14 protein-coding genes and 1 pseudogene are annotated in these 13274 nt (G+C 41.9%); 8 read left to right on the forward strand and 7 right to left on the reverse strand.

Features of this window, described 5'->3' with window-relative positions:
* The first annotated feature begins 16 nt into the window (after positions 1-16).
* Together QNK26_RS10200 and QNK26_RS10205 are read left to right on the forward strand one after the other, a co-directional pair.
* Positions 17-883 (forward strand): alpha/beta hydrolase, encoded by an 867-nt coding sequence (locus QNK26_RS10200; protein ID WP_319222682.1) that lies wholly within the window; start codon positions 17-19, stop codon positions 881-883.
* 6 nt (positions 884-889) lie between these two features.
* Complete coding sequence (locus QNK26_RS10205; protein ID WP_319222683.1) at positions 890-1966, forward strand: potassium channel family protein; 1077 nt, start codon at positions 890-892, stop codon at positions 1964-1966.
* Between the two features lie 91 nt (positions 1967-2057).
* Here the strand turns inward: QNK26_RS10205 and ubiK are convergent, their stop codons facing one another.
* From ubiK to ilvY, 3 genes are all read right to left on the reverse strand, one after another.
* Positions 2058-2294 carry a ubiquinone biosynthesis accessory factor UbiK gene (ubiK, locus tag QNK26_RS10210; RefSeq protein ID WP_319222685.1) on the reverse strand — a complete coding sequence of 79 codons (237 nt, stop codon included), beginning with the start codon at positions 2292-2294 and terminating at the stop codon, positions 2058-2060.
* A 95-nt stretch (positions 2295-2389) separates the two neighbouring features.
* The gene (locus tag QNK26_RS10215; protein ID WP_319222686.1) at positions 2390-3001 is read right to left on the reverse strand and encodes an LA_2272 family surface repeat-containing protein; all 612 of its coding nucleotides are present in this window, start codon (positions 2999-3001) and stop codon (positions 2390-2392) included.
* A 103-nt stretch (positions 3002-3104) separates the two neighbouring features.
* On the reverse strand, positions 3105-3983 hold the full coding sequence (gene ilvY, locus QNK26_RS10220; protein WP_319222687.1) for an HTH-type transcriptional activator IlvY: 879 nt from the start codon (positions 3981-3983) through the stop codon (positions 3105-3107).
* Positions 3984-4315: 332 nt separating this feature from the next.
* On the opposite strand from ilvY, the gene ilvC reads away from it, so the two are divergent.
* On the forward strand, positions 4316-5791 hold the full coding sequence (gene ilvC, locus QNK26_RS10225) for a ketol-acid reductoisomerase (RefSeq protein ID WP_319222688.1): 1476 nt from the start codon (positions 4316-4318) through the stop codon (positions 5789-5791).
* A gap of 93 nt (positions 5792-5884) precedes the next feature.
* Here ilvC and fabV read toward each other — a convergent pair whose 3' ends face one another.
* Both fabV and QNK26_RS10235 read right to left on the reverse strand, forming a co-directional pair.
* The gene (gene fabV, locus QNK26_RS10230) at positions 5885-7084 is read right to left on the reverse strand and encodes an enoyl-ACP reductase FabV (protein ID WP_319222689.1); all 1200 of its coding nucleotides are present in this window, start codon (positions 7082-7084) and stop codon (positions 5885-5887) included.
* Between the two features lie 499 nt (positions 7085-7583).
* Positions 7584-8333 carry a glutathione S-transferase N-terminal domain-containing protein gene (locus QNK26_RS10235; RefSeq protein WP_319222691.1) on the reverse strand — a complete coding sequence of 250 codons (750 nt, stop codon included), beginning with the start codon at positions 8331-8333 and terminating at the stop codon, positions 7584-7586.
* 167 nt (positions 8334-8500) lie between these two features.
* Here QNK26_RS10235 and tcdA point away from each other — a divergent pair, with 167 nt between their 5' ends.
* A complete protein-coding gene (tcdA, locus tag QNK26_RS10240; protein WP_319222692.1) occupies positions 8501-9301 on the forward strand; it encodes a tRNA cyclic N6-threonylcarbamoyladenosine(37) synthase TcdA in 801 nt (266 codons plus the stop codon).
* A gap of 236 nt (positions 9302-9537) precedes the next feature.
* Positions 9538-10749 (forward strand): acetyl-CoA C-acetyltransferase, encoded by a 1212-nt coding sequence (locus QNK26_RS10245; protein WP_319222694.1) that lies wholly within the window; start codon positions 9538-9540, stop codon positions 10747-10749.
* A 141-nt stretch (positions 10750-10890) separates the two neighbouring features.
* Here the strand turns inward: QNK26_RS10245 and csdE are convergent, their stop codons facing one another.
* Together csdE and QNK26_RS10255 are read right to left on the reverse strand one after the other, a co-directional pair.
* Complete coding sequence (csdE, locus tag QNK26_RS10250; protein ID WP_319222696.1) at positions 10891-11316, reverse strand: cysteine desulfurase sulfur acceptor subunit CsdE; 426 nt, start codon at positions 11314-11316, stop codon at positions 10891-10893.
* Between the two features lie 47 nt (positions 11317-11363).
* Positions 11364-11618 carry a PepSY domain-containing protein gene (locus QNK26_RS10255; RefSeq protein WP_319222698.1) on the reverse strand — a complete coding sequence of 85 codons (255 nt, stop codon included), beginning with the start codon at positions 11616-11618 and terminating at the stop codon, positions 11364-11366.
* A 52-nt stretch (positions 11619-11670) separates the two neighbouring features.
* On the opposite strand from QNK26_RS10255, the gene QNK26_RS10260 reads away from it, so the two are divergent.
* The 3 genes and pseudogenes from QNK26_RS10260 to QNK26_RS10270 all read left to right on the forward strand — a co-directional run.
* Positions 11671-12027: a PepSY domain-containing protein gene (locus QNK26_RS10260; protein WP_319222700.1), complete on the forward strand. Its 357-nt coding sequence runs from the start codon at positions 11671-11673 to the stop codon at positions 12025-12027.
* Positions 12028-12029: 2 nt separating this feature from the next.
* A complete protein-coding gene (locus tag QNK26_RS10265; RefSeq protein ID WP_319222701.1) occupies positions 12030-12689 on the forward strand; it encodes a response regulator transcription factor in 660 nt (219 codons plus the stop codon).
* A pseudogene (locus tag QNK26_RS10270) lies at positions 12686-13274 on the forward strand (ATP-binding protein); the annotation flags it as partial. The gene QNK26_RS10265 and the pseudogene QNK26_RS10270, both read left to right, overlap by 4 nt.

The raw sequence follows: 13274 nt of genomic DNA on the forward strand, positions 1-13274 counted from the left end.
AATATATAGGTAAGTTATGAAGCAATGGATAGCAGATCAATTAACAGCGCAGGGAAATGTTGCTGAAGGCTTACCCGCTAAGCATATTGGTGGAGAAGGTGAGCATGTGGTATTTTTTCATGCTAATGGTTTTCCGCCCGCTATGTATCAGAAAATGTTACAGCCACTCACTGATGAATATAAAGTGAGTGCTGTATATCAACGCCCGTTATGGCCATTACCCGTGCCAGAAGACTTTGATAATTGGCGCTTAATGATCGACGATGCTTGTCGTTTTATTGCTGCACAGCCAGAGCCTATTACCTTAGTTGGCCATTCTATGGGGGGCTTAATCAGTATCATTTGTGCGGTACGTGAACCAGATAAAGTTAAACAACTCATTCTCTTAGATCCGGTTATTCTTGCGCCCCACCTGATTTGGGTAATGCGAAATCTACCTGATTTTTTACGTAAAAAACTGCCTTTAGTTGAAAAAACATTAAGACGTCCAGATACGTTTGCTAATATTGAACAAGGTTTCGATTTTCATCGTAAAGTCCGGGGCTTTAAAGGTATTTCCGATAGTGTGTTAGCAGATTACATGGCCGAAGGTTTATATCAAACCGACGACGGTTTCAAACTTAGTTATAGTCGTGAATGGGAAGCAAGCATTTATCAGACGGTGCCTTGGGCTTGGTCGAGTATCAAAAAATTAACCACTGATACCGTGCTGATCAGAGGTCGAGATTCCGATACTCTATCGACAGAAGTCGTGGCGCGATTCGTACGTAAACAACCACAAATTAAAGTGGTTGAGGTTGATGGCGGCCATTTATTCCCATTAGAGCAACCATTGCAAACGGCAGCGCTTATTCGTCAGCAGCTCACCACTCATGATAATTAGGGCAATATGTATATATCGCGACTTATTAGTTTAGCATTACGTAAGCTCACTGCTGAGTTACGTTGGGCTAACTTATTTTTGATATTTTGTAGTTACTTGGCGGTGGTCTGGGGATTGTTGTGGTTAAGCAATGAAACGACATTAACCGAACCTCTGACATTTTTTTATTATACCGTGGTGGTGATCTCTACGGTTGGTTTTGGTGATCTCTCGCCGACCACAGCCAGTGGGCAATTGGTTGTTGCGCTCATTCAGATCCCATTTGGGTTATTAATCTTTGGTGCTGCGATTGGTAAAACAACGCAAGCTATTGTGATTATTGCAAGGAAAGGTATGAATGGAAAAAAAGATTTTAGTACTTATCGCGATCATATTTTAATTTTAGGTTGGCGTGCGCATCGCACTAAACGCATTTTAGAACTGATACTGGCAGATAAAAAACGTCAGAAACGCAAAATAATTTTGTGTGTTGAGCGAGATATGAGTCATCCGTTTCCACAACTATTAGATGTGGAATTTGCCAAATTAGAATCGTTTACCCACCAGGATGAGTTAGCACGTATTGCCATGGCGCAGGCGAGTTCGATCATTGTTGATGGCGAGAATGATGAAATGACGCTTTCTATGGCATTAAGTGCCTCTTCACATACTTCGAAACAGACACATATTAGCGCGTATTTCCATGAAGAAAGTAAAGCTGAATTACTGCGTGCACATTGCCCCAATGTGGAGTGTTCAAGTTCACGTCATGCCGAGATCTTAGTGAGAACGATGCAGTCTCCGGGAGCGAGCATCGTTCATGAGCAATTATTTTCAACCCTAGATGAAGCGACGCTGTATTGTTTAACCTTGGAAAATGTACCGGAAATGACGGTCGGTGATGTGTTTCAGCCATTACGAGAAAAGCACGGTATGACCTTGATGGCGGTGGCTGATGATGAAAAGGGCAATGGTTTTAAATTAAATCCAGCCATGGATCTTCAGCTTCACGGTGGGCAAGTATTACATTATATAGCCAATGAACGGATCCATAAGCATGAAATAAATTGGGTCGATGTGTTATTGCTGAAAATTGAACAGTAGTTGGATAGATAGTAGAGCGTTGTTCGTGGCTGCGTAATATTAACCTGATACGATTAACAATGGTCATAGTTAACAGTATCAGGCTGACATACTATTTTTCTAGCTCTGTTAAACGAGCTTCTAATGCAGCTAGTTTTTCACGCGTACGTAACAGTACTTTCGTTTGTACTTCAAATTCTTCACGGTTAACCAGATCAAGCTTGTTCAGTTGTGATTGCAATACTTGATGGATCTTCTTTTCTACTTCGGTACCTAACGACTTTACACTCGTTGGTAGTGATTCATGTATTTGCTTGGCTATTTCTTCTAATTTTTGTGGCTTGATCATACGGCACCTAATTACTGAGTGAGTTTAACTGTTCTTTAACGATACGTTAATTTTGTCTAAGGTTAGTCTAGCATTTTAATTATCGATTAATCGACCTAAAATGAATGCTTAAAATTGATCAGTGGTAAGATTTTTACGACCCCGTTTTCAGCATAATTTAATAACCCGATCTGCAAACCTTGCAAGTTTTCGGTCATATTAAACAGTCCAATTTGAAATTTCGCTGTTTTTGCATAATTCATCACACCAAAATCCACCAGTGATAATTTTTCACTGTAGTTAATCAGTCCGACATTTGCGCCAGCAACTGTTTTTGATAAATTAACCATGGCCAGATTAACGCCTTTTACATGCGTGGTATTATTCACTAATGCCATGTTAAAACCGGTATCATGACCTAAATGCCAATTGAGTAAGCTAAATGAGGCACCTGAGAACTCATTATTTACTTTACTTGCGCCCAGTAATAAATTGAAGCTCACGCCTTCCAGCTTATCGACTTCAGATAAACCCAAAACCGCCATGTCAAAACCGTGCACTGTTTCAGTTTGGCCGTGAAACAGTGAAAAACGAAAGCCATTAACTTGTTGGCCTGCTGGTGCATTAAGGCCAACTGTTGAAAATTGCGCTGGTAATTCATTGGCGATGGCGGTTTGACTTAAGGTTAGCGTGGCTAGCATTGCCAAGCATATTTTTTTGAATCCCATGAAAACTCCATATTAACAATGATAAGGGAAATAACGTGTGCTCGATTATAGCCGAATTAGTCCGCGACTCTTAATCATATTTAACTTAGATTACAATAATGACTCAGTGCTTTGTCATGCTAAAAAATGCCGCAATCGCAGGTTCGTCAAAGCGTTTACGCTGACAGCATAACCCCAGATCGAAAGGGTCTATTTTATTGCTATTTTCAAAGGTTAATACCCGATCGCGAACCGGACTGTTATCCACCACCACGGCAGGGGCTATACCGACACCTAGTCCTAGCGCTACCATACTGACAATGGCTTCGTGCCCAGCCACTGTGGCATAAATACTCGGTTTAATTTTCATCTGCTTAAACCATTTATCAATACGTTTACGGGCGGGACCGTGTTCCGGCAAGATAAACGGTACGGCATTCCAGTCAATATTATCCTGCATAATTTGTTGCTGTACTTGGCAGGAAATCACCGGGGTAATGATAGACAGCGGTACTTTGGCTATCTCGACAAACTTTAAGCGGTTAGAGATTTGATCGGGATGCGCAGCAATGGCAATATCAATTTTTTCTTCATCAACTAATTGCATGCCCATAGCAGCATCACCGGTGATAAGTTTTAGTTCGACGTTGGGATGTAATAAACGGAATTTATCTAATATGGCAGGTAAGTGGCTGTAGGCTGCTGTTACTGAACAGAAAATTTTAAGTTCGCCATCGAGTTCGCCACTATTACAACTCAGGTCGGCTTTAAGCTGGGTCCAATTCTCGAGGGTTTGCTGGGCGAAGCTGCGCAAGCGTTTACCGCTTTCAGTGAGCGCAACAGATCTATTATCACGGGTAAAAATTTGGCTGCCAACGGCTTCTTCTAAGCGCTGCATGGTGCGAGTCAGTGTTGACGTGCTGACATGCATCGCTTCTGCAGTTTTACCAAAGTGTAAGGTCGTGGCTAAATGTAAAAAAAGTTGTAGTGAACGAATATCCATATGGCACTTTTCCTGACGGTATAAAGTTTATCTGTTGTTATTGCTGGTTTTATTTACTAATGGTAAAAATTTTAACTGAGTCGAACTTAGCTTAATCCACTATTTATTTAATTTTTGTGGTCGTTATTACTGGCTGTGGTGCATCGCTAATGCTGTAAATACTGATATTAACCTAATTTGTACTGGATAAATGTTTACGTTGCAGATAATGCAATACTGTATTGTAAATATATCATTTCCAGCAATGAGTAACTTAGCATATAGTAAATACATAGCGCATCACTGGAGTAGTGATAGCACATTTAAATTACTAAATTCTCATGGAGAGCAACATGGCTAACTATTTTAACACTTTAAACTTACGCCAGCAGTTAGAGCAACTTGGCAAATGTCGTTTTATGGATCGCAGTGAATTTACTGACGGTTGTAACTTCATTAAAGATTGGAACATAGTAGTTGTCGGTTGTGGCGCGCAAGGTCTTAACCAAGGCCTAAACATGCGTGATTCTGGTCTTAATATTGCTTATGCATTACGTGGCGCAGCAATTGCTGAAAAACGTCAATCTTTCCTAAATGCATCTGAAAATGGTTTCGTTGTAGATACATACGAAAACTTGATCCCACAGGCGGATCTAGTATTAAACCTTACTCCTGATAAACAGCATTCAAATGTTGTTGAAACGATCATGCCGTTGATGAAGAAAGATTCAACGCTAGCTTACTCTCACGGTTTCAACATCGTTGAAGAAGGCATGCAAGTGCGTTCTGACATCACAGTTGTTATGGTTGCACCTAAGTGTCCTGGTTCTGAAGTACGTGAAGAATACAAACGTGGTTTCGGTGTACCAACACTAATCGCTGTTCACCCTGAAAATGATCCGAAAGGTGATGGTCTTGCGATTGCTAAAGCATACGCATCGGCTACCGGTGGCGATCGCGCTGGTGTTCTTGAGTCTTCGTTTGTTGCTGAAGTTAAATCCGACCTTATGTGTGAGCAAACTATCCTTTGCGGTATGTTACAAACAGGCGCAATCCTCGCATTTGATAAAATGGTTGCTGACGGTAAGTCACCAGCATACGCAGGTAAATTGATTCAGTTCGGTTGGGAAACAATCACTGAAGCACTTAAGTATGGCGGCATCACTAACATGATGGATCGTCTATCTAACCCTGCTAAAATTAAAGCCTTTGAAATGGCTGAAGAAATGAAAACTACACTTCGCCCATTATTCGAAAAGCACATGGATGACATCATCACTGGTCACTTCTCATCAACGATGATGGCTGACTGGTCAAACGATGATGTTAACCTACTTAAATGGCGTAAAGAGACTGGCGAAACTGCATTCGAAAACTACCCAGAATCAGACATCGTTATTGACGAACAAGAATTCTTCGACAACGGTACGCTATTCGTCGCTATGATTAAAACGGGTGTTGAACTAGCATTCGAAAGCATGGTTGCTTCAGGTATCGTTGAAGAGTCTGCATACTACGAATCACTACATGAAACGCCGTTAATAGCGAACACGATTGCACGTAAGCGTTTATATGAAATGAATGTTGTTATCTCTGATACAGCTGAATACGGTTGTTACCTATTTGCTCACGAAGCGGGTCCACAATTACGTGACTACGTAAACGCGCTACCAACTGAATTGATGGGTTCTGCATTCGCTGCTGAATCAAACAGTGTTGATAATGCGCGTCTAATCGACGTGAATGAAGAGATTCGTAATCACCCTGTAGAAGTTATCGGTAAGAAACTACGTGGTTACATGTCAGACATGAAAAAAATCGTTGGCTAATAGCTGATGTCAGCATCAAGGTTTAGCTAATATAGCCCGGTAAACATGACGATGTTTACCGGGCTTTTTTGTCGCTAATATTTACTGGCTAACTTATGGCTGCATTAACGTTAATGCTTCCATGTCTGTTGCTTTGGCATAATCAACACCGGTTAAAGCAAAGCCGTTAAGTTCTAAAAATTCTTGCTTATAACCTTGGTAATCACCAATGTCTGTAAAATTACCGGCATTTAGTTCTTTCATTAATTTAGCGACTTCAGCTTGCACATCAGTACGTAATTCCCAGTCATCAACCCGGATCAAGCGACCTTCATCAACAGGTACTGCGGTTGGGTTATACAAACGTTGTGAGTACATACGTTGCATTTGCTCAATACAACCTTCGTGTAAACCGTGTTGTTTCATTACTTTGAATAAACACAGAATGTAGGGGGAGAACGCTGGAATAAAGACACTGGCTTTAGTTACCAGTGCTTTACACACTGACACATAAGCTTCACCACCGATGCTTGCGAGTTGCTTATTCAATACGTCACTGGTTGCGTGCAAGTGTTTCTTCGCTATACCTAAGGTACCTTGATGGTAGATAGGGTAAGTTGCTTCTGGACCGATGTAAGAATAAGCTATTGTTTTAGCACTCGGTGCTAATACGTTTTCATCTAATAATAATTGGATCCATTCTTGCCAGTCTTCGCCACCCATTACTTTTTCAGTGGCTGCAATATCTGCTGCTGAAGCCGGCTCTAATACTGAATCTTCTAGGCTATTTTGTTCGATATTAATGGTTTGGCCTGAGAACGGTTCGCCTACTGTTTTTAGGCTCGAGCGCCACAGTTCACCAGTTGCAGGGTTTGGACGTACACCTGTTGCTAAGCTGTAAACAACAAGGTCAACGTTACCGCCAAATTCATCACGGATATAATCAGCAACTTGCTGACGAATTTGTGGTGAAAATGCATCACCAACGAAGTTTTTCGCGATGCGACCTTCTTGCTCTGCCGCTTGTCGGAAGAAAATATTGTTATACCAGCCTGCTGTACCTACGCCTTTTTCGCTTGGACCGCGCTCGAATGAGACTCCGATAGTATCAGCTTCTGCACCACCAAAAGTCAGAGCAATACGTGATGCCAGACCAAAACCTGAAGATGCACCAAGAATAAGTACTTTTTTAGCGCCGTCAACGATATTGTTTTCAGCTTTAGCAAAGTTAATTTGGTTTTGTACCGCTTGTTTACAGCCTTCAGGATGTGCTGTTTTTGCGACTACGCCTTTAATTACTGGTTTGATTATCATGCTTATTTCCTAATTAAAATTATTTAGCCGCTTTTGGTGGTGTTACTGTCGTAATACCTTTGTTAACTGCTGCACAAGCTGCTTTATTTCTTTTGCTGCGAGCTTATTGATGTGAATTGGCTTATTGTAAATGCCATTGTTATACCTCAAAAGTATAAGGTTTGCGATGTGTATTGTCGTCAGCGAAATTTATATATGCGATGGGTTGCTTTTGCGAGTGCTATATCAGGTTTAAGCCACTGTCTGTGAAGCATTAATGAAAATGCGTGTATCGTTTGCTTTTTAGCCTAGGTTGATTTCTGAAGGAAAAGGGGTTAATGATGTAGTTAAATCTCAGTACCGGGGCGCTCGAATTAATCGTCTTTAACTGAAGTAAGGTAAATGCAGTTAGATGTTGTAAATTTGACCATCCTAAAAGCGGATATTTATTTGTACTTGGTCAGCGGTAAGAATGTATAACAATTGTTATACATTCTCTGGTTACTTAGGGCTAAGTAATCTAAAGTGCATACGTGGCAATCAAATACTTCACGATAGCTTTTGACTCAAACATATCCACATTAGTGTTAGGGTCTTTTAAGAACGGCACTTGTACTGTGCCATGCTCAGCAAAGAATGCACTGCGCTTGGTTTCTGGTAGCGGGCTGTATTCGCCTGGGCTTAAGCGTCTTGTTGCAGGACCCAATTCACCAAAGCGTTGCTTACCTAAATTCACCAACAAATACGGCAGTTCTAATTCACATAATGTTTCACGAACTGGACGTGAGTAAGGGCTACTTTCAAAGCTATATAAAACCAGTGGGTCGGTTGGTTCCATTGCAGGAGTCTTGGTTTTACCGGCATTAAAACGGATTAATGAGGCCGTAGTCGAACTGGCATAGTTAAACAGATTGGCACGTAATCGGATCGGCGCACTGCAATTGCCATAATACTTGTATAGATAACTGATGATCTCAGACGCCGAATTTAAGATGGTCTGGGTATTTTTATCAATCAAGAATGGAATCTTATCTGTGCTATACATTTCTTGCAGTTGTTGCTTGTGGCGCTCGCCGCCTTTTGGACAAGGAATAATAAGCACATCAAGGTTTAATTCTGAAATCGCTTCACGTACTAAGCGACATAGTGGGTCGGCTTCATTGTCATACATGATTAACGGATCTTGCTCATTAATCGTGGTTTTGGCTGCTTTGGTGCCAGCCCATAAACGTGTTTGTGAAGCCAGTGCAGAAGTCAGTAGATTAAACATAGCGTAAATCCGTTAAGGTAAAGCCTCATTTTAAATACACAAATTTGAAAAAGCTGTCTAGTCTGGCGGTCAATAATACTATTCTGATGAAAGTGTTATTGACCACAAACTTTGTGTTATCGGACTGAATCAGTATAATGCGTTTTTTGCTTGATTTGGGGTAGGGTATGTCAGCTGAATATGACAATCGTTTTAGTGGTATTGCGCGTTTATATGGCGTTAAAGCACTGCAATTTTTTAGTCAAGCGCATGTATGTGTGATTGGTATTGGTGGTGTGGGTTCTTGGGCTGCTGAAACCTTAGCGCGTTCAGGTATCGGCAAGATCACCCTGATCGACATGGATGATATTTGTGTGACTAATACCAACCGTCAAATTCATGCCTTAAAAGATACCATCGGTAAGCAGAAAATTGATGTGATGGCTGAGCGTATTCGCGCCATTAATCCAGAATGTATCGTGACGCCAATCGATGATTTTATTACGGTTGATGAAGTCGGCCTACATATCAGCAAAGACTTCGACTATGTGGTTGATGCGATTGATAGCGTACGTTCAAAAACGGCACTGTTAGCACACTGTAATCGCCAAAAAATCAAATGCATTACCATTGGCGCTGCGGGTGGTCAAATCGATCCAACCCAAATTCAAGTGTTGGATTTATCTCGCACCCATCAAGATCCATTAGCGGCGAAAGTACGCTCTGATCTGCGTCGCTTACATAACTTCAGCAAAAACCCAACCAGTCGCTTTGGTATTGAGTGTGTATTCTCAACCGAGCAATTAATTTACCCAGGTACAGATGGCGAAGTGTGCTCGACCAAGAACTTTCTTGATGGCGCAACAGGTATGGACTGTTCAAGTGGTTTCGGTTCTTCAACCGCGGTGACGGCTAGCTTTGGTTTAATCGCTGCTTCGCGAGTATTGAAAAAATTAGCAGAACGAGAAGCGCGTTACCGACCTGAATAAGGTTTTGAATAAGTGATTAAAACCAGCTGATACCCCGTGTATTCGCTGGTTTTTTTGTATCTAGCACCTAGCTTTATTTTTCCCCTGATTAAAATACGCCAGCGATGTTTATGTGATTGCACCGTAAATATGACTCAGAGTTATCGCCTTTAACTCGGTTATGTTAACAACTTGTGATACCATTCAAACACATGTTTGAAAAACCAAACTGATCACATCAAGTAAGGAAACAAGGTATGAGTGAAGTATTTATTGTTGCAGCAAAGCGTACGGCCCTTGGTAGTTTTGGTGGCAGCTTAGCCGGTGTTGATGCAGCTACGTTAGGTGCAACGGCAATTAAAGGCGCATTAGCAGCTGCAAAGGTTAATCCAGAGCTTGTTGATGAAGTGATTGTTGGTAATGTGATTAGTGCGGGTCAAGGCATGGGACCGGGTCGTCAAGCGGCAATACAAGCGGGTATTCCTGCTAATGTGCCTGCTTATACGTTAAATATGATCTGTGGCAGCGGCATGAAAACCATCATGGATGGTGCTGCGCATATTAAAGCCGGTGATGCCGATATCGTCGTTGCTGCAGGTATGGAAAGTATGTCTAATATTCCTTATTTGATGCCAGCGAAAACGCGTTTTGGTTCTAAAATGGGTAACATGACCATGGTCGATGCCATGATTAACGATGGGCTGACGGACGTATTTAACAATTACCACATGGGCATGACGGCGGAAAATATCGTTGAGCAGTTTGACTTAACCCGTGAACAACAAGATACCTTTGCAGTGGCTAGCCAATACAAAGCGGTAGCTGCCATTGCGGCTGAACGTTTCGTTGATGAGATTGTACCCGTTGAAATCAAAGTTCGTCGTCAAACACAAAGCTTTACCACCGATGAATATCCAAAAGATAATACCAGCGTTGAAGGCTTAGCTAAATTGCGCCCAGCATTTAAAGCTGATGGTTCAGTAACGGCGGCAAACGCATCTGGTATTAACGATGGTGCGGCAGCGATCATCTTAGCCTCTGCTGCGGCAGTAGAAAAATACGGTTTAGAGCCGATGGCAGAGCTGATTGCTTATGGCCAGGGTGGTATTGATCCACAAGTTATGGGCTTAGGTCCGGTACCTGCAATTGAGCAGGCGTTGCAACGTGCTGATATGTCATTGGAACAAATGGAGTTGTTAGAACTTAATGAAGCCTTTGCTGCGCAGGCGTTAGGGGTCATGACTAACCTGACTCAAGCGCACAACGTTGATATGGAGTGGTTTGCCGATAAGACCAATGTTAACGGTGGCGCTATTGCTCTTGGTCACCCATTAGGTGCATCGGGCGGTCGTATTACGGTGACGTTATTACACGAAATGCAAAAGCGTGGTGTCGATTACGGCTTAGCATCGTTGTGTATTGGCGGTGGTATGGGGACGGCGTTGATCGTTAAAAACTTGCAGAAATAAACACGCTAAATTAATTAGCTAAATGATATTGGTGGCGCAAACATACAAGGGCACGGATGCCCTTGTTTAAGCGAACAGGGATGTCTTGAGCGGTTTGCAGAATCAATTCATTTAGCGGTATGTTAGATAGTCATGTTAACTTTAAGCCGCTTTAATCGCTGCAATTACTGCTTTTAAGCCATTGCCTCGCGAAGGGCTAAGCTGTTGCATAAAACCCAGTTGAGCAAAGTAATCATCGACATCAAATGCGGCGATCTCAGCACGGGTTTTACCGTTAACAGCAGCAAGTAACGCTGCCATCAAGCCTTTGACAATACGGGCATCGGAATCTAAACCAAACCATAATCGCCCGTCATTATCACAATTCAGTGCTAACCAAGCTTGGCTTTCACAGCCTTTAATTTGATTTTCTGCTATTTTATAATCATCACTTAATGCTGGGATCTTATTACCGAGTTGGATCAATTGGCGGTATTTATTTTGCCAGCCAGCTTGCGCGGTTAATAACGTCAGCACATCTGTACTGGTGATGGTGTTGCCAAATGGGGTTGACGAGAAATCGGTCATGGGTATTCCTGTATTACTTACCAAACATAAGGTCTGGCAGGATAAAATTAATCTTTTTCGACTGAGATAAATTGACCAGTGGTAGTCAGCTCTATTTCAACTTTTTCGTTGTTGGCGTTACGCGCTTTAATTTCATAGTGATTATCGTCATGATCAAATTCAACTTTAGAAATATCATGAAAACCTTGTTCAACAAGCAGTTCAATCACTTGCGCTATGGATTTTTCTGGTTGATCATGCGCTGGATTAGCAAGCGTTACTGGGCTTAGCAAAATCAGTATTAAGTAATAATATTTTAGCAAAATTTGACCCTGTTAATGTTCTATTCATTTAAACAACGGTACTCTAGAACCTATGAAAACACGAATCTTATTAACTGTCATGCTAATCTTTATGTCATGGCAAAGTGTGGCAATGCCGCATATCGAATATGAAGAAGACCTTGACGAAGTCACTGCCGCGGTGAAGGCAAAAGAGATCAGTCCGTTTATTGATTTATTAGCCATTATTGAGCGTGATTTTAATGGTCGGGTGATTAAAGTCGAACTCGAAAAAGATGATGATTACAGCGAAAATGATATTTGGATATACGAGATCAAGATTCTCGATGCCGATCGCAATGTGGTCAAAGCAGACTTTGACGCCAAAACGTTCCGCTTATTAGCCATTAAAGGTCATAAACTTGAACGCTTTTTTAATCAGAGTAGGTAAGCATGAAAGTATTAATCGTTGAAGATGAACCGCAATTAGCCCAACAAATGCAGCGACAATTAACCGCGCAGGGCTTTATTGTTGACTGTGCTTATGATGGCGAAGAAGCGCATTTTATGGGCTCGACCGAAACTTATGATGCTGTGGTACTCGATCTCGGTTTGCCTAAAATTGACGGTTTAACGGTATTGAAAAAATGGCGCGCTGAAAACCTGACCATGCCCGTTATTATCCTTACTGCACGGTCGTTATTGCACGAAAAAATTGAAGGCTTGAATGCCGGAGCCGATGATTACCTAGCAAAACCATTCCAAATGGGCGAGTTAGTTGCGCGCTTACAGGCCTTAGTGCGACGTGCGGCGGGCAAAGCCTCATCAATTGTGACTGTTGGTGATATTCGTTTAGATATTTCGGCATCCACGGTGACTCGAGCTGGCTTGAGCATTACCCTGACAGCACATGAATTTAAAGTGCTGAGTTATTTAATGTTGCACCTAGGACAAGTGGTATCTCGGGCTACCTTGATTGAACATATTTACGCTCAGGACTTTGATCGTGACTCTAATACGATCGAAGTTTTTGTCGGCCGATTGCGCAAAAAACTTGGTAGTAAGATGATCGAAACGGTACGTGGATTAGGTTATAGGATCGCGCAGGATTGAAACATCATTCATTAAAAAATCGCTTACTGTTTGCTGCGGGAGGTTGTTGCGTGGTGCTGATCCTAGTCACTGGGTTTACCGTACAGCGTTACATGCAAGACTATCTACGTAGCGAATTGGTGACTAAATTAACCTTATCGTTAGATGAATTATTAAGTCGTCTCGAGGTGCAACCGCCCACGCTAGACTCGGCAAACCGCAATGCCCCATTCGATGTCATGCCGATTAACTCCTTGTCCGAACCGCGATTTAACCAACCTTATTCGGGATTGTATTGGCAAATTCAAACCGATAATCAGGTGTTAAAACGCTCGCGCTCCTTATGGGAAACAGAACTTGATTTTAGCCATTTGAATAATGAATTTGGTCTTGATGATTTTGTGACGGAAGGACCTACTGGGCAAGCACTTATGGTGCTGCAACAAAAAGTAAAACTACCTGATAGTGAAGTGATTTTTTGGGTTTCTGTGGCACAAGAAAGCAGCAGCTTAGCGCTGGCATTACAGGGCGTTAATCGCAGTTTGCTCATTGGCCTTGGGTTATTGGCGCTGGCTGTTATGTTGTTGATTTTTTTACAATTAACCT

The organism is Moritella sp. (assembly GCF_033791185.1).
GTDB lineage: Bacteria > Pseudomonadota > Gammaproteobacteria > Enterobacterales > Moritellaceae > Moritella.

Excerpts from the sequence above, each read along its gene's own strand:
- QNK26_RS10200 (WP_319222682.1), top strand. The coding sequence starts at position 17 with ATGAAGCAATGGATAGCAGATCAATTAACAGCGCAGGGAAATGTTGCT.
- QNK26_RS10205 (WP_319222683.1), top strand. The coding sequence starts at position 890 with ATGTATATATCGCGACTTATTAGTTTAGCATTACGTAAGCTCACTGCT.
- ubiK (WP_319222685.1), bottom strand. The coding sequence starts at position 2,294 with ATGATCAAGCCACAAAAATTAGAAGAAATAGCCAAGCAAATACATGAA.
- QNK26_RS10215 (WP_319222686.1), bottom strand. The coding sequence starts at position 3,001 with ATGGGATTCAAAAAAATATGCTTGGCAATGCTAGCCACGCTAACCTTA.
- ilvY (WP_319222687.1), bottom strand. The coding sequence starts at position 3,983 with ATGGATATTCGTTCACTACAACTTTTTTTACATTTAGCCACGACCTTA.
- ilvC (WP_319222688.1), top strand. The coding sequence starts at position 4,316 with ATGGCTAACTATTTTAACACTTTAAACTTACGCCAGCAGTTAGAGCAA.
- fabV (WP_319222689.1), bottom strand. The coding sequence starts at position 7,084 with ATGATAATCAAACCAGTAATTAAAGGCGTAGTCGCAAAAACAGCACAT.
- QNK26_RS10235 (WP_319222691.1), bottom strand. The coding sequence starts at position 8,333 with ATGTTTAATCTACTGACTTCTGCACTGGCTTCACAAACACGTTTATGG.
- tcdA (WP_319222692.1), top strand. The coding sequence starts at position 8,501 with ATGTCAGCTGAATATGACAATCGTTTTAGTGGTATTGCGCGTTTATAT.
- QNK26_RS10245 (WP_319222694.1), top strand. The coding sequence starts at position 9,538 with ATGAGTGAAGTATTTATTGTTGCAGCAAAGCGTACGGCCCTTGGTAGT.
- csdE (WP_319222696.1), bottom strand. The coding sequence starts at position 11,316 with ATGACCGATTTCTCGTCAACCCCATTTGGCAACACCATCACCAGTACA.
- QNK26_RS10260 (WP_319222700.1), top strand. The coding sequence starts at position 11,671 with ATGAAAACACGAATCTTATTAACTGTCATGCTAATCTTTATGTCATGG.
- QNK26_RS10265 (WP_319222701.1), top strand. The coding sequence starts at position 12,030 with ATGAAAGTATTAATCGTTGAAGATGAACCGCAATTAGCCCAACAAATG.